We start from the raw sequence: 15517 nt of genomic DNA on the forward strand, positions 1-15517 counted from the left end.
GGCGCCACGTTCATCCGCGGCGAATCGCGGGTCCGCGGGGCCCGCACCCGCACTTCGGCGCGGGCGAAGCGCAGGGCCGATCGTCATCCGCGCCGAATCGCGGGTCCGCGGGTCCCGCACCCGCACTTCGGCGCGGGCGAAGGGTGGGGATGCGGGAGGCCGCTGCAGGGCCGATCTTCATCCGCGGAGAATCGCGGGTCCGCGGGGCCCGCACCCGCACTTCGGCGCGGGCGAAGGGTGGGGATGCGGGAGGCCGCTGCCCGGCCGATGTTCATCCGCGCCGAATCGCGGGTCCGCGTCGGATACACCCGCACTTCGGCGCGGATGAAGAGACCACCGAACCATCCTGAGCCCGGGCCCGGAACCTCCCCCGAACCCTCCTGCACATGCGAGCGCAGGCGCGGTGGGGTCGGTGCCAGCGCCTAGGCTGGTCGGCATGGAGTCCGCCCCCCTCGTCCACGACCTGTCGTGGACCGACGTGTGGGGTCAGGACGCCGCGGTCGCCCAGCTCCAAGCCGCCGCCGACGACCCCACCCAGCTCGCGCACGCGTGGCTCATCACCGGCCCGCCGGGCTCCGGCCGGTCGACCCTCGCCTACGCGTTCGCGGCCGCGCTCATCGCCGAGCCCGGCGATGACAACGCCATGCGGCAGGTCCTCGCGGGCACGCACCCCGACCTCACGGCGCTGCGCACCGAGGGAGTCATCATCTCCATCAAGGACGCCCGCGCCCTCGTCGAGCGCTCCTACTTCTCGCCGTCGCTGGGTCGCCACCGGGTGATCGTCATGGAGGATGCCGACCGCATGGTCGAGCGCACCAGCAATGTCCTGCTGAAGGCTCTCGAAGAGCCGCCGGAGGGCACCGTCTGGATCCTCTGCGCGCCGAGCGACGCCGACCTTCTCCCGACGATCCGCTCCCGCGTCCGCATCCTCCGCCTCCGCGAGCCCGACGTCGACGACGTCGCCCGGCTCATCGTGGCCCGCACGGGCGTCGACGAGGTCACGGCTGAGCAGTCCGCCCGGCTCGCGCAGCGCCACATCGGGATGGCGCAGCGCCTCGCGACCGACGCCGATGCCCGCGCCCGCCGCGACGAGACGCTGCGCGCCGTCCTCCGCGTCCGGGGGGTCGGCGACGCGGTCGAGGTCGCCGCGCGCATCGTCGCCCTCGCCACCGACGACGCCAAGGCCCTCACCGCCGAACGCGACGAGGCCGAGCGCGAGTCGCTGCTCCGCACCCTCGGCATCGCGCCCGGCGCGGCCGTCCCGCCCGCCGTCCGCGGCCAGCTGAACGCCCTCGAGGACGACCAGAAGCGTCGCGCCACGCGGAGTCTCCGCGACGGCATCGACCGCGTGCTCACCGACCTCGAGTCGATGTACCGCGACACGCTCATGCTGCAGCTGCGCCCCGACGCCGACCTCATCAACCGGGAGATCGCCGACGACCTCGCCGCCCTCGCGAAGGCGTGGACGTCGCAGCGGACGCTCACCGTGCTGGACCAGATCTCCACCACCCGGACGAACCTCGAAGGCAACGCCGCACCCGCGCTGGCCCTCGAGAGCATGCTCGTGACCGTCGCGAGCGGAAGGACCCCGTGAACCGCCGAGCCCGCGCCCGCGCCGCCTTCGTCGCCCTCGTCGTGGCGGGCACGACCCTCACCGCGTGCGTGATCCGCGGCGACACCGACGACACCCCCGCCCCGGCACCTTCCCGCACCCCGAGCACGGACGGCATCGCGGCAGACCTCCTCCCGTTCTACGGGCAGGAACTGGACTGGACCACCTGCGAGGGCGCCGACGAGGGAAGCTACCACTGCACGACCGTCACGGCGCCGCTGGACTGGTCGGCCCCGGATGCCGGTGAGCTCGAGCTCGCCGTCATCGTCCGAAGCGCCGGCAGCGGCGAAGCGGCGGCATCCCTGCTGACCAACCCGGGCGGGCCCGGCGCGAGCGGATACGACCTCGTCGCCGACTCCGCCGTCTTCGCCGTGGGCGACACGCTCGCCGACGCCTTCGACGTCGTCGGCTTCGACCCGCGCGGTGTCGGGCGCTCCACCGCGGTCACCTGCTTCGACGCCGCCGCCATGGACGCCTACCTCTTCGACATCCCCGCCGACCCGCGGGGCAGCGCCGCTTGGGAGGCGGAGCTCACGCAGCGCAACAAGGAGTTCGCCGCGGCCTGCGAGGCCGGCAGCGACGGCATCCTGCCGTTCATCACGACCGTCAACGCCGCCCGCGACATGGACCTGCTGCGCGCCGTCCTCGGCGACGACAAGCTGACATACCTCGGCTACTCGTACGGCACATTCCTCGGCGCCACGTACGCGCAGCTGTACCCCGACCGCGTCGGCCGTCTCGTGCTCGACGGGGCGATCGACCCGTCGGTATCCGGCCTCGACGTCGGCACGACCCAAGCCATCGGCTTCGAGTCCGCGCTGCGCGCCTACATGGCCGACTGCCTCAGCCAGCGAGAGTGCCCGTTCCGCGGCACGGTCGACGACGCGATGGCCGACCTCGGCACGCTGCTCGCCGGTGTCGACAAGACACCGCTGCGCAACGGCGACGGGCGGATGCTGGGCGCGGACTCGCTCATGACGGGCATCATCGCGGCGCTGTACTCCCAGGACAGCTGGAGCTATCTCAGCCAGGCCCTCGGCCAGGCGCTGAGCGGCGACCCCGAGCTCGCCTTCTTCCTCGCCGACTTCTACTACAACCGCAGCGAGTCCGGGTACGAGGACAACTCCACCGAGGCGTTCCGCGCATACAACTGCATGGACTACCCGATCGAGACCGACGCGGGCGCCGAGGCGGCGGCCGAGGCGCTCATCGCCGAGAAGGCGCCGACGATCGCGCCCTACTGGACCGGTGTCGACGCGTGCGAGGTGTGGCCGTACCCGCCGACCGGGACCCGCGGGCCCATCGCCGCCGAGGGCGCCGCGCCCATCGTCGTCGTCGGCACGACGAACGACCCCGCGACGCCGTACGCATGGTCGGTGTCCCTGGCCGAGCAGCTCGCCTCCGGCGTGCTCGTCACCCGTGAGGGGGAGGGTCACACCGGCTTCAACAAGGGCAACGACTGTGTCGACGACGCCGTCGAGACGTACCTGCTCGAGGGCACGGTGCCGACGGACGGCCTCGTCTGCCGCTGACGGCCTGCGTGCCAGCGGGCAGCGAGGGCCTGGGCTACCGCCGCAGGACCCGCCGGGCCAGCGCGTTGCCGAAGAACTGCACGCCCTGCACGATCACGATGATGATGAGCACGGCCGCCCACGTGACCCACGGGTTGAACTGCTTGAACCCGTAGACGATCGCGAACTCGCCGAGGCCGCCGGCCGCGACGGCACCGGCCATCGCGGTCATGTCCACGAGCGCCACGACGACGAACGTGTACCCGAGCACGAGCGGGCCGAGGGCCTCCCGGGGGACGAGGCGGAAGAGGATCCGGGAGCGGCTTGCCCCGGCGGCGCGTGCCGCCTCGATGACGCCCGGACGGACGGTGAGGAGGTTCTGCTCGACGATACGGCTGATCGCGAAGAGGGATGCGATCGTGATGGCGAAGATCCCGAAGGTCACGCCGATGCCGGGGATGCCGACGCCCCGCGCCAGCGGCTGCACCGCGGCGAGCAGGATGATGAACGGGATCGGACGGATCGTGTTCACGACGACGTTCAGGATGCCGAAGACGACCTTGTTCGGGAACAGGCTCCCGGCCCGCGTGGCGTACAGCGCCATCCCGAGCACGAGGCCGCCGAGACCGCCCAGCACGAGGGCGAGCGAGGCGACATAGAGCGTCTCGGCGGTGGCCGCCCACAGTTCGGGCAGCAGATCGATGAGCCTATCCAAGGACGGCCTCCTCTTCGTGCAGGGGGGCGAAGGCGGATGCCGCGTCGATCGCGCGCTGCACGGCATCCGGTGCACCGGCGAGGGCGAGCGTCAGATGCCCGAACACGCGTCCGCGGATGTCGTTGATGCCGCCGTGCACGACCTCGAAGCGCACGCCCTCCGCGGCGAGCGCCGCGAACACGTCGCCCTGCGCGCCCTCGCGGTCGCGCACCCGGAAGGTGACGATCCGGCCGGGGTGGCGCTCCCGCAGCGTCTGCAGCTGCGCCCCGACCGGCACCTCCTCGATGATGCTCGCGACGAAGCGGCGGGTCGCGGGATGCTGCGGCGACGCGAGGATGTCGAACACGGCCCCTTCTTCGATCACGCGCCCGTGCTCCATCACGACGACGCGGTCCGCGATGCTGCGGATCACCTCCATCTCGTGGGTGATGACGAGGATCGTGATGCCGAACTCCACGTTGACCCGCTTCAGGAGAGCGAGTACCTCCTGCGTCGTGTCCGGGTCGAGGGCGCTCGTGGCTTCGTCGGCGAGCAGGATGCGCGGGCTCGTCGCGAGGGCGCGGGCGATGCCGACGCGCTGCTTCTGGCCGCCGGAGAGCTGCTCGGGGTGGCTCCGGGCCTTGTCGGCGAGGCCCACGAAGCGCAGCAGCTCCTCGACGCGGGCGTGGATCTCGGCGCGCGGGCGCCCCGCCACCTCGAGCGGATAGGCGACGTTGCCGGCGACGGTGCGCGAGTCGAAGAGGTTGAACTGCTGGAAGATCATGCCGATGTCGCCGCGGAGCCGGCGCAGGTCGCGCTCGCGCAACCGGGTGATGTCGGTCCCGTCGATCTCGAGGGCGCCCGCGGTCGGCGTCTCCAGTGCGTTGACGAGCCGCAGCACGGTGCTCTTGCCCGCACCGGAATAGCCGATGATGCCGCAGATCTCGCCCGCCTCGACGGCGAGCGACACGTCGTCGACGGCGGTGACGGGCGCGGCATCCTTGCCGGCTGGCGGGAAGGTCTTCGTCACGCCGGTCAGGCGGATGAGCGTCATGGCTGCTCCTCGACAGTGCTGCGAGCGGGGTACGGCGGGAACGCGTGTGCGGCCCGGTCACAGGACCGGGCCGCACACGAAGGGGTCTTACTGCTTCGCGCGGATGTCGTCCTGCACGTCGTTCAGCGAGGCGACGAGGTCGGCGACCGGGGTCTTCACGAGCACCGCGGTGCCGCCGGAGACCTCGAGCACGCCGTCCTGGACGGACTGGGTCTCCTGGAAGATCTCGACGAGCTTGAGGTACGTCGGGTTCTCGGCGTCCTCCGCCTTCGCGGCGAAGATGTTGATGTACGGGAACGCGGCCGGGTCGGACGGGTCGTCCTGCGCCAGCAGCTCGTCCTCGGTGAGGCCCGACTTCGTCACGAAGTCGTTGTTGACGATGGCGCCGGCGAAGTCCGGCAGCGACGACGCGGTGAAGTCCGCGTCCACGGCCTCGACCTTGACGGTCGACGCGTCGGCGTCGATGTCGGCGACGGTCGAGAAGATCGACCCGCCGTCCTCGAGCTCGATGAGTCCGGCGGACTGCAGCACCAGCAGCGCGCGCGCCTGGTTGGACTCGTCGTTCGGGACCGCGATGGTCTCGCCCTCGGGGATGTCGGCGACGTCGTCGTACTTCGTCGAGTACAGGCCCAGCGGGTAGATCGCCGTGGCGCCGATCGGCTGCAGGTCGTCGTCGGCGGCGACGTTGTAGGTGGCGAGGTAGATGATGTGCTGGAACTGGTTCAGGTCCAGTTCGCCCGCCGAGACGGCCGGGTTCGGCTGGTCGTAGGAGGTGAAGTCGACGATCTCGACCTCGATGCCCTCTTCCGCGGCAGCCTCGGTGTACAGCTCCCAGTACGGGTCGCCCGCGCCGACGACGCCGATGCGGACGGGGCCCGTGGTCTCGGCGTCATCCGCGCCGTCGGCGGCGGAGGACGTGCCGGCGCAGGCGCCGAGCGCGAGTGCGAGGGGGAGGAGGAGGGCTGCTGCGGACAGCGACTTCTTGGACATGTGGTGCTCCTTGGAGGTTCAGGGCACCACGTCGGCGCGGGAGCCGACACCGGGGTCGGCGTCACCGCGCTCGCCTCGTCGCGGTGCCTCATCGACCGTATGTCGCGATCGGCGCCGACTCGATTCGGCCGTAACAGTACGACACCCGGGCCTGTCGTCGCGTGGTTCGCGGCAGCCCGATCGACCCTGTAAGATCGTTGATCGTGCATAGCGCAAGCTAGGCGCGCCACCTTAGCTCAGACGGCAGAGCGATTCACTCGTAATGAATAGGTCAAGGGTTCGATTCCCTTAGGTGGCTCCGAATGGACACAGCCCTCGACATCGTGCTCGAGGTCTTCTCATGGCTCGGCTTCGGCGCAGGCCTTCTCCTGGCCGTCGTCGCCGTCATCCTGTGGGCGGCGGACGGGACCTGGCTGCCCGCCGACGCCCTCGTCGATCACGAGGATGACGGCACGGTCGTGCGCTGGTTCGACGCCGACGGGGATGCCAACGCCGCGCACGCCTCACCCGCGGAAGCGCAGCACCTCGTCGGCGCAGATCGCGCGCCGATCTGGTATCGCCACGGCTGGCGGGGACGGATGCGGCTCACGCGGCGCGCACCGGGGTTCCGCGCCGTCGCGTGGGCGGCGGCGAGCATGCTGGCACTCGGGGTGGTGTCGCTCGCGGCATCCTGGATCCTGCTCTTCGCGCGCGGCTGACCCGCGACGGCGGATCGGTGCGTCGCAGGTCAGCCGATCGCGAGCAGCGCGCCGGCCGCGAGCGCCAGGGCGAGCCCGACCCACTGGATGCGCGCGATGCGCTCCCCGAGCACGATCGCGGCGAGCAGCACCGTCCCCGCCGGGTACAGCGCCGTGAGGGCGGCGACGACGGCGAGATCGCCGTCGGAGCGGAGAGCGAGGAGCAGCAGCACGTTCGCGGTGGCGTCGACGAGTCCGCACGCCAGGGCGATCGTCCACGCCCGGCCCGCCATCATCCCTCGCCCGGCGCCGCCGTGCGTCGTCCCCAGCGCGGCGCCGGCCCGCACGCCGCCCCGCCGCGCGGCGACCACCGCGATCACGACGATGGTGCCGGTGATGAGGACGTTGACGCCACGGTTCAGCAGCAGAGGCACGACGCCGCTCGCCTGGCTCGTCTGGTCGATCAGGATGAGGAACGCGCCGATCGACAACCCGGAGCCGACCGCCATGACGAGTCCCCGTGCGCTCGGACGGGCGATGGCCTCACCCGGCAGGAACGCGACGAGCACGACGGCGATGAGGGCCAGAGCGAGCCCGGCGTAGCCGATGCCCGTGAGTCGCTCCCCGCCGATGAGGATGCCCCAGACCATCGGCGCGATCGCCGAGACCACGGCCGTGACGGGGGAGAGAATGCTCATCGGCCCGATCGCGAGGCAAGCGTAGAGGAGGCCGATCGCCGCGGCTCCGGTCACGCCGGACAGTGCACCCCACAGGGCGTCCTCCGGCGCCCACGCCCCGCCGAGCACCGGATATGCCAGCGCGAGCAGCAGGAGGCCGGAGAGGGCGGAGACCGCCGTCACTGCGACGGGCAGGACACGCCGCGCCGCGAACCCGCCGAGGAAGTCCGCCGCGCCGTACACGAGGGCGCCGAGGAGGGCGAGGGCGGCGGCGATCATCGTGTCGCCAGCCTAGAACCCGATTGGCAAGAATCGAGATTGCTAGATAAGCTAGCAATATGGCGAACTACCTGAAACCCTCCCGCTGGCTGCGGATCGGCATTCCTCTGCTGCTGGTCCTCATCTGGACGGCGGGCGGCGCGATCGGCGGCCCGTACTTCGGGAAGGTCAGTGAGGTCGCCACCAACGACCAGTCGACGTTCCTGCCGTCCAGCGCCGAGGCGACGCAGGTGCAGGAGCGCCTCTCCGACTTCACCGGTGGCGACACCATCCCCGCCCTCGTCGTGATCTCCGGTGACGGCGAGCTCGACGAAGGTCAGCTCGCCGAGCTGGCCGCCCTCGCGGAGGAGATCGGCGGCATCGACGGCGTCGGCGAGGTGTCGCCGCCGATCCCGTCCGAAGACGGGGAAGCGGTGCAGATCTTCGTGCCGCTGGACTCCTCCGGCGAGATCGGCGACCTCGTCACCGAGGTGCGCGACCTCGTGCAGGAGAACGTTCCCGCTGGTCTCGAAGGCTGGGTCACCGGGCCCGCCGGCTTCACCGCCGACCTCGTCGAGGGCTTCACGGGTATCGACGGGCTGCTCCTGATCGTGGCGCTCGGTGCCGTCTTCGTCATCCTCGTCATCGTCTACCGGTCGCCCCTGCTGCCCGTCCTCGTCCTCATGACGTCGCTGTTCGCGCTCTGCGTCGCGCTGCTGACGGTGTGGTGGCTCGCGAAGGCCGACATCGTCGTGCTCAACGGCCAGGTCCAGGGCATCCTGTTCATCCTCGTCATCGGCGCCGCCACCGACTATGCGCTGCTGTACGTCGCCCGGTTCCGAGAAGCGATCGGGGGAGGGCTCCGTCGCTGGGATGCCACCATCGCGGCGTGGAAGGGCGCGGTCGAGCCGATCCTGGCCTCGGGCGGCACCGTCATCGCCGGTCTCCTCTGCCTCCTGCTGAGCGACCTGGCCAGCAACCGCGCGCTCGGTCCCATCGCCTCGATCGGCATCGCGTTCTCGATGCTGTCGGCGCTGACATTCCTCCCGGCGCTGATGGCGCTGTGCGGTCGTGCCGCGTTCTGGCCCTTCATCCCGAAGACGGCGGGTGTGGCGCTGCCGAAGGACTTCACCCAGCCGGTCAGGGGCTTCTGGGCCCGCCAGGCCCGCCTCACCGCCCGGCACTCCCGCCCCGTCTGGATCATCTCCACGCTCGTGCTGCTCGTGATGGCGGCCGGCGCCTTCCAGCTCAAGGCCGACGGCGTGCCGGCCAGCGAACTCGTCCTCGGCGCCTCCGAGGCCCGCGACGGACAGAAGGTGCTCGCCGAGCACTTCCCGGCCGGTTCCGGCAGCCCGGCCTACGTCATCGTCGCGGAGGATCGCCTCACGGATGCCGTCACCGTGCTGGACGACGCGGACGGCGTCGACTCCGTCGCCGCCATCTCCGAGGACTCCCCGACCGGCCAGGCGCCCATCGAGCTGCAGGACGGCGTGGCCGTGCTCACGCCCTTCGGCCCTCCCGGAACCCCCGCGCCCGAGGCCACCGTCTCCGACGGGGACGTTCTTCTGGCCGTCACCCTCGCCGACGAGGCGGACTCCCTCGAGGCCGAACAGACCATCCGCGATCTCCGCGAGGCGTTCGCGAGCGAACTCGGCGACGGCGTCGCGCTGACCGGCGGAACGACCGCGGTCGATCTCGACACCAACGACACGTCGATCCGCGACCGGACGGTGATCATCCCGGTGATCCTGGTCGTGGTGCTGATCATCCTCATGCTGCTGCTCCGCGCGATCCTGGCACCGGTGCTGTTGATCCTCAGCGTCATCGTCTCGTTCGGCGCGGCGCTGGGGGTGAGCGCCCTGGTCTTCAACAACGTGTTCCAGTTCCCGGGCGGTGACCCCGCCGTGCCGCTGTACGGATTCGTGTTCCTCGTCGCCCTCGGCATCGACTACAACATCTTCCTCATGTCACGGGTGCGCGAGGAGTCGCTCAAGCACGGAACACGGTCCGGCATCCTGCGCGGACTCGTCGCGACCGGCGGCGTCATCACCTCCGCCGGGCTCGTCCTGGCGGCGACGTTCGCGGCCCTCGGGGTCATCCCGATCCTGTTCCTCGCGCAGCTGGCGTTCATCGTCGCGTTCGGCGTGCTGCTCGACACGTTCGTCGTGCGCTCGCTGCTCGTGCCGGCCCTGTCGTACGACATCGGCCGGAAGATCTGGTGGCCCTCGAAGCTGTCGCGCTTCGCCGGCGACGAAGACACCGTCGCAGCGAGCGACGAGCCGGAGGAGATGACCCGCGCGGAGTACCGGCGTACGCTCGAAGAATGACCAGAGCGCTGTTCATCGTCGATGTGCAGAACGACTTCACGGAGGGCGGTGCCCTCGGCGTCGACAGCGGTGACGCCGTGGCCGAGGGCATCACGTCCTACCTGAAGGATCATGCGGGGGAGTACGCCCTCATCGTGGCCTCGCGGGACTGGCACGACGCGGACTCGGACAACGGCGGGCACTTCTCCGCAGAGCCCGACTTCGCCGGGACCTGGCCCGTGCACTGCGTCGCCGACACCGACGGCGCCGCGTACGACCCGGGCCTGGACACCTCCGCCGTCACCCACCACGTGAGGAAGGGGCAGGGCAAGCCCGCCTACTCCCTCTTCGAAGGGGTGACGGATGCCGGTGAGGCCGTCGGCGACCTGCTCGCCGCGCACGGCGTCGTCGACGTGGACGTCGTGGGGATCGCGACGGACTACTGCGTGAAGGCCACCGCGATGGATGCCATCGAGCACGGCCGGCACGTCCGCATCCTCACCGACCTGATCGCCGGCGTCGCCCCGGAGACCAGCGATGCCGCCCTCGCCGAACTCGCCCACGCGGGTGCCGAACTGCAGGAGAGTGCCCGATGAGTCCTCAGGTCGCCCCCGGGTGGTACCCCGACCCGACCGACCCGTCGCGCGTGCGCTGGTGGGATGGGTCGTATTGGGGTCAGCAGAGCGCTCCGGCGGGTGCGTCTGCGGCGAGCCCGGCGCCCGCCGAACCCGCGCCCCCCGCGCCCGCCGAACCCGCGCCCGCCTATACCGCGCAGGCCGCGCCGTCCGTGACGCCGTGGCCCAGCGCCGCACCCGCGGTGGCGCGCACCGGCCCGTCCGCGCCGGGTGCCGCGACCGACACCATCTGGATCTACCTCGCGATCATCGCCGGCACGCTGCCGATGTTCACGATCTTCCTCATGGACTGGGATGGCTACCTCGACGTCATGGTGGAGATGTCCGGGCGCCCGTCGGCCGCTGCCGGCAGCGCCATGGTGAGCTGGGTCGGCGGCATCCTGCTGATCACGCTGCTGTCGTACGTCTTCCTGGGGTTGTCCGTCCTGTTCGCGTGGCTCGATTGGCGCGAACTGCGCCGGAGGGGCATCGACAAGCCGTTCCACTGGGCGTTCGCGTTCTTCGCTCTGATCGTGACGATCGGCGTCTACGTGATCGGCCGCACGGTGGTCGTCAAACGCGAGACGGGCAAGGGCCTCACGGCACTGTGGGTGTGGATCGGCGTGACCGTGCTCGGCTTCGTCGTCATCACCGTGTGGAGCATCACCTTCACGCAGCAGCTGATCGAGCGCATCCCGGTCAGCTGACCGGCACCCGCGGGTCGCCGGGATGGCCGGCGATCCGGCGGATTCGCCGCACGTCTCGCCTCCGAGCCCGTCCGGTGGCCTGTGCGAGGATGGGCAGGTGCAGACACTTCGCCGCGTCGTGCTGACCGTGGCCCTCCTCAACCTCGCGTACTTCTCCGTGGAGTTCGCTGTCGCCATCGCGATCGGCTCCGTGTCGCTCTTCGCCGACAGCGTCGACTTCCTCGAGGACGCCCTCATCAACCTGCTGATCTTCGCGGCGCTGCCATGGAGCGCCGCACGCCGCCGCACCGTCGGATCCGTGCTCGCGTTCGTGATCCTCATCCCCGCCGTCGCCACCGTCTGGGCGGCGGTCGCGAAGGCCTTCGACCCGTATCCGCCCGCGCCGCTCCCGCTCACTCTCACGGCTGCGGGAGCGCTCATCGTGAACCTCACCGCCGCCCTGCTGCTGGTGCGCCACCGCCACCACAGCGGAAGTCTCACCAAAGCCGCGTGGCTGTCCGCCCGCAACGACGCGTTCGCGAACGTCGCGATCATCGCCGTCGGCATCCTCACGATCTGGTTCGCCACCGGATGGCTCGACATCATCGCCGGGGTCGCGATCGGCATCCTCAATGCCGATGCGGCCCGCGCGGTCTGGAACGCCGCACGACGCGAGGTCGATCCCGCACCCTGACCCCGCGCGTCTCGGCCGCGATCCGCGCCGCCCGGGTGACGCTCGGGGACCTCTCAGCGAGCGCATCGGAGGATCCCGTATCGTTGCCGGCATTCCAGGGGGAGTACTCCGGCACGGTCGGCCCGTCACTACGGATGCACATCGCATCGTCCACCGGACCGTGCGCAACACATCGGTCGCCTACCTCGAACTCGCTGTCCTCGACTCGAAGCTCATCGTGAGCGTGCCCGTCGACCGGGCCGATGCCGTCGGGTTGCGGGCGGTGATGTCGCCCGAGGAGATCGAGGCGCTGCTCGCCGTCGTGCGGGCGCCGTCCGGCCCCGAGGTCGCTCAGTGGTCCCGGCGCTTCAAGGAGAACCGTGAGCGGCTGCGCACCGGCGACATCTTCACGCACGCCGCGATCGCCCGCGACCTCACGCGACGACTCGAATCCAAGGGGCTCTCGCAAGCCGAGCGCGACATGCTGCGCGAAGCTCGCAGGCCCATCGCCGTCGAGGTGTCGCTGTCGCTCGGCATCCCGATCGACGAGGCAGAAGGCATGCTGCACGCGGTCCAGGTGGAGGGCGCAGCAGTGGCCTGAGGGCGCGGTCAGGGCGCGGACCCGCTGTGGTCCGCGACATCGGGCTCGGCCCGGAGGATGTCCGCGATCTCCTCTTCGGGCCGAGGAGCGACGCTCTCGTCCTCCTCGAGCTCCGGAACCGTCGGCTCGCCGGGCGCAGGGACGTGGTGCTCGTGGTGCGATTCGGACGTCATGGCGCGATCCCTTCGTTCGTGGACTCCGTGCCCCGGGGCGGGGATCTCGAGCAGGTGCAGGAAGTCCTCGAACAACCCCACCATGTCGACGGCGTCGGGGTCCAGGAGCCACTGCAGCTGCAGGCCGTCCATCATGGCCGTGACGAGCTGACCGACGCGGCGCGGGTCGAGGTCGCGACGCATCTCGCCGCTGTCCTGCAGACGGGAGAAGGACGCGTCATCCTGGTGGCGGATCTGCCGGTATCGCTCGCGGAACGACTCATGAGCCGGATGCTGCGGATCCGTCGCCTCCGCCGACAGCACGACGTGCAGCGCGACGAGGCCGGGGGACTGGGCGTTGCGGGCGACCTGGTCGCGCATCGTGTCGACGAATCCGACCCCCGCGGCCGCTGATGCCTCGCGGCGCACGCGATCCATCTCGTCTCGCTCGGCGATGGTGGCCGCCAGCAGCCCCACCTTCGAGCCGAAGTGGTGCAGGAGCCCCGCGTCGGAGATGCCGACGCGGCGCGCGATCTCGCGCAGCGAGGTACCGCGGTACCCCTGTTCGCCGAAGACCTCGACCGCCGTCGACAGGATCCTCGTCCGCCGTTTGTCGCCTCGCACCTTCCGGAGGTCGGTGCGCGCGGCCATCGCGGCCGGTGGATGTTCGTCGGTCATACGCCACTCCCTTGCGAGCGTTTCGATCTGAGTCTATGGTGAACAAACTAAGCGAGCAGTCGCTAGGTTACTTTGACCGGGTGGCGCAGCCGCCACACTCAATGAGGAGGACCCCATGAAGATGGGACGCAAAGCGGTCGCGATCGGAGCGATCGGCATCGTGAGCATGCTGGCCCTGTCCGGATGCGGCCGCGCCGATGACGCGGACACGGGTGACGACGCCGAGGTGGGCACGATCGACGATTCGCCCGCCACGGGCGAGATCACGATCTGGGCGATGGGGGAGGAGGGCGAGAACCTCGGCGACTTCGCGGATGCCTTCATCGAGGACAACCCCGACGCGACCGTCACGGTCACCAACATCCCCTGGGCCGATGTCATGACCAAGTACCAGACCGCGGTCGCCGCGGGCACGGTGCCGGATGCCATCATGATCGGGTCGTCGCTGCTGCCCTCGATGGTCGCCGCCGGTGGTCTCGCACCGGTCCCCGATGGCGTGGTCGATGAGGACACCCTCAACGAGACCGCCGCCGAGTCGGTCATCGTCGAAGACACCGCGTACGCCGTGCCGTGGTACGTGGAGACCCGTGTCATGTACTACCGCACGGATCTCGCCGAGAAGGCCGGTGTCGAGCCGCCCGCCACGTGGGACGACCTCACCGCGTTCGGCGAGGCGATGAAGGCCAACGGCGCGCAGTACGGCATCCAGCTGCCGATGGGCGACGCGGAGGACTCCACCCAGGTCATCCTGCCGTTCTACGCGCAGGCCGGTGGCGAGGTCCTGAACGACGACGGCGACGCCTACGCCTGGGATGAGGCCGCACTGACGGACGCGCTGGAGTTCTACGCCTCGTTCTTCACCGAGGGCCTCGCACCCATGTCCGGCTACGGCGACGCGCAGACCGCTGCCTTCGCCGACGGCTCGAACCCGTCGTTCATCTCCGGTCCGTGGATGATCGGCGTGCTCGGCGACCAGGAGTCGCCGGAGTGGGTCGAGGCGAACGTCGGCACGGCCCCCGTGCCCGCCGGCGCCGACAACAACGACTCCTACCTCGGTGGTGGACACCTCGGCGTGTTCGAGGATGCCGAGAACGCGGACGGCGCGTGGAAGCTCATCCGCTGGCTGTCCGACGCCGACACGCAGCAGGCCTGGTTCGAGCAGGTGAACGCCCTTCCCGCTGTCAGCTCTGCGCTGGACGCGGAGCCGTTCACGTCGGACCCGCGCCTCACGGTGCTCGACGACCAGCTCGAGAACACCGTCGCGCCGCCGTCGGTGCCGAGCTGGAACGAGATGTCGGCCTTCATCGAGACCGAGGCCGAGAAGGTCGCCAACGGCAGCAGTGCCGCGGACGCGGCTGCGGCGATCATCGCCAAGGCCGAGTCCCTCGGCACGGGCTGGTAAACACGATGGCGCTCGCGTCGACGAGCGCGGCTGGGCGGCGAGGAGGATTCGCCGCCCAGCGGCGCCGCACCGCGGTGGCGGCCTGGCTGTTCGCCCTCCCGTTCGTCGCGATCTTCGCGGTGTTCATGCTCGGGCCGCTGATCGGCTCGTTCGCGATGTCGTTCACCGATCTCGGTGTGAAGGATCTGCGGACACCCTTCGCCGTGAACCCCGTCGGGTTCGACAACTTCGTCGCCCTTTTCCAGGACGAGCTGTTCGTCAAGTCGATCTTCAACACGTTCTATTTCGTCATCGTCGGCATCCCGCTGACGATGGCGGCGGGGCTGCTCCTCGCCGTCGCCCTCAACTCGGGCATCGAGAAGTTCCGGAGCGTCTACCGGGTCGGCTATTACACGCCGGTCGTGACCTCGATCGTCGCGGTCGCCGTCGTGTGGCGCTTCATCCTGCAGGACTCCGGCCTCGCGAACACCGTCCTCTCCTGGGTGGGCATCGACGGCCCGGACTGGCTCAACGATCCGTTCTGGGCCATGCCCTCGATCATCGCGATGGGTGTCTGGCGGAACATGGGCACGCTCATGATCATCTTCCTGGCCGGCCTCCAGGCCGTGCCGAGGGAGCTCTACGAAGCCGCCGAGGTCGATGGGGCGGGATCGTGGCGGAGGTTCACCGGCATCACCCTGCCGCTCATGCGCCCGACGCTCCTCCTCGGGGCCGTCCTGCTGTCGGTCGGGTTCCTGCAGGTGTTCGAGGAGCCGTTCGTCATGACCCAGGGCGGGCCGCTGAACTCGACCCTCTCCATCAGCTACTACGTCTACAACCAGTTCGGCTACGGCGACTACTCGCTGGCATCCGCTGCCGCCTACGTCCTGTTCGCCTTCATCGCGGCGCTCTCGGCCGTGCAGTTCCGCCTGCTGCGCTCGAAGGACAACTGA

At 70.3% G+C, this 15517-nt stretch carries 15 protein-coding genes and 1 tRNA gene; 11 read left to right on the plus strand and 5 right to left on the minus strand.

From position 1 onward, the window contains the following. Nucleotides 1–436 precede the first annotated feature (436 nt). Entirely contained in the window at nucleotides 437–1594 is a 1158-nt protein-coding gene (locus tag BR85_RS01680; RefSeq protein WP_028494949.1) for a DNA polymerase III subunit delta', read from the plus strand. Continuing rightward, a complete protein-coding gene (locus BR85_RS01685; protein ID WP_028494950.1) occupies nucleotides 1591–3144 on the plus strand; it encodes an alpha/beta hydrolase in 1554 nt (517 codons plus the stop codon). Before BR85_RS01680 ends, BR85_RS01685 begins: the two co-directional genes overlap by 4 nt. A 34-nt stretch (nucleotides 3145–3178) precedes the next feature. On the opposite strand, the gene BR85_RS01690 is transcribed toward BR85_RS01685, so the two are convergent. The 3 genes from BR85_RS01690 to BR85_RS01700 form a co-directional block, all read right to left on the minus strand. Continuing rightward, nucleotides 3179–3838: an ABC transporter permease subunit gene (locus BR85_RS01690; RefSeq protein ID WP_197018575.1), complete on the minus strand. Its 660-nt coding sequence runs from the start codon at nucleotides 3836–3838 to the stop codon at nucleotides 3179–3181. Further along, nucleotides 3831–4871 (minus strand): methionine ABC transporter ATP-binding protein, encoded by a 1041-nt coding sequence (locus BR85_RS01695; protein WP_028494952.1) that lies wholly within the window; start codon nucleotides 4869–4871, stop codon nucleotides 3831–3833. The genes BR85_RS01690 and BR85_RS01695 overlap by 8 nt, the downstream gene beginning before the upstream one ends. Nucleotides 4872–4958: 87 nt before the next feature. Continuing rightward, a complete protein-coding gene (locus BR85_RS01700; protein ID WP_028494953.1) occupies nucleotides 4959–5861 on the minus strand; it encodes a MetQ/NlpA family ABC transporter substrate-binding protein in 903 nt (300 codons plus the stop codon). 225 nt (nucleotides 5862–6086) lie between these two features. On the opposite strand from BR85_RS01700, the gene BR85_RS01705 reads away from it, so the two are divergent. Together BR85_RS01705 and BR85_RS01710 are read left to right on the plus strand one after the other, a co-directional pair. Beyond that, nucleotides 6087–6159 (plus strand) — tRNA-Thr (locus tag BR85_RS01705). A 4-nt stretch (nucleotides 6160–6163) separates the two neighbouring features. Continuing rightward, nucleotides 6164–6559 (plus strand): hypothetical protein, encoded by a 396-nt coding sequence (locus BR85_RS01710; RefSeq protein WP_028494954.1) that lies wholly within the window; start codon nucleotides 6164–6166, stop codon nucleotides 6557–6559. Between the two features lie 29 nt (nucleotides 6560–6588). On the opposite strand, the gene BR85_RS01715 is transcribed toward BR85_RS01710, so the two are convergent. Then, a complete protein-coding gene (locus BR85_RS01715; RefSeq protein WP_028494955.1) occupies nucleotides 6589–7494 on the minus strand; it encodes an EamA family transporter in 906 nt (301 codons plus the stop codon). 59 nt (nucleotides 7495–7553) lie between these two features. Here BR85_RS01715 and BR85_RS01720 point away from each other — a divergent pair, with 59 nt between their 5' ends. The 5 genes from BR85_RS01720 to BR85_RS01740 all read left to right on the plus strand — a co-directional run bounded on the left by BR85_RS01720 (nucleotide 7554) and on the right by BR85_RS01740 (nucleotide 12353). Next, nucleotides 7554–9800, plus strand: a complete 2247-nt coding sequence (locus tag BR85_RS01720; protein WP_028494956.1) for an MMPL family transporter — start codon at nucleotides 7554–7556, stop codon at nucleotides 9798–9800. Further along, on the plus strand, nucleotides 9797–10375 hold the full coding sequence (locus BR85_RS01725; protein ID WP_028494957.1) for an isochorismatase family protein: 579 nt from the start codon (nucleotides 9797–9799) through the stop codon (nucleotides 10373–10375). The genes BR85_RS01720 and BR85_RS01725 overlap by 4 nt, the downstream gene beginning before the upstream one ends. Further along, nucleotides 10372–11100 carry a DUF2510 domain-containing protein gene (locus BR85_RS01730; RefSeq protein ID WP_028494958.1) on the plus strand — a complete coding sequence of 243 codons (729 nt, stop codon included), beginning with the start codon at nucleotides 10372–10374 and terminating at the stop codon, nucleotides 11098–11100. The genes BR85_RS01725 and BR85_RS01730 overlap by 4 nt, the downstream gene beginning before the upstream one ends. 97 nt (nucleotides 11101–11197) lie before the next feature. Then, on the plus strand, nucleotides 11198–11773 hold the full coding sequence (locus tag BR85_RS01735; RefSeq protein WP_197018576.1) for a cation efflux transmembrane domain-containing protein: 576 nt from the start codon (nucleotides 11198–11200) through the stop codon (nucleotides 11771–11773). 160 nt (nucleotides 11774–11933) lie between these two features. Next, nucleotides 11934–12353, plus strand: a complete 420-nt coding sequence (locus BR85_RS01740; RefSeq protein WP_051526111.1) for a CarD family transcriptional regulator — start codon at nucleotides 11934–11936, stop codon at nucleotides 12351–12353. 8 nt (nucleotides 12354–12361) lie between these two features. Here the strand turns inward: BR85_RS01740 and BR85_RS01745 are convergent, their stop codons facing one another. Further along, nucleotides 12362–13183 (minus strand): TetR/AcrR family transcriptional regulator, encoded by an 822-nt coding sequence (locus BR85_RS01745; protein ID WP_051526112.1) that lies wholly within the window; start codon nucleotides 13181–13183, stop codon nucleotides 12362–12364. 115 nt (nucleotides 13184–13298) lie between these two features. Between BR85_RS01745 and BR85_RS01750 the strand changes: the two genes are divergently transcribed. After that, entirely contained in the window at nucleotides 13299–14585 is a 1287-nt protein-coding gene (locus BR85_RS01750) for an extracellular solute-binding protein (protein WP_028494960.1), read from the plus strand. Between the two features lie 5 nt (nucleotides 14586–14590). Continuing rightward, entirely contained in the window at nucleotides 14591–15517 is a 927-nt protein-coding gene (locus BR85_RS01755) for a carbohydrate ABC transporter permease (protein WP_028494961.1), read from the plus strand.

Origin of the sequence: Microbacterium sp. UNCCL10 (genome assembly GCF_000746195.1) — a bacterium.
Taxonomy (GTDB): Bacteria; Actinomycetota; Actinomycetes; order Actinomycetales; family Microbacteriaceae; genus Microbacterium; species Microbacterium saccharophilum.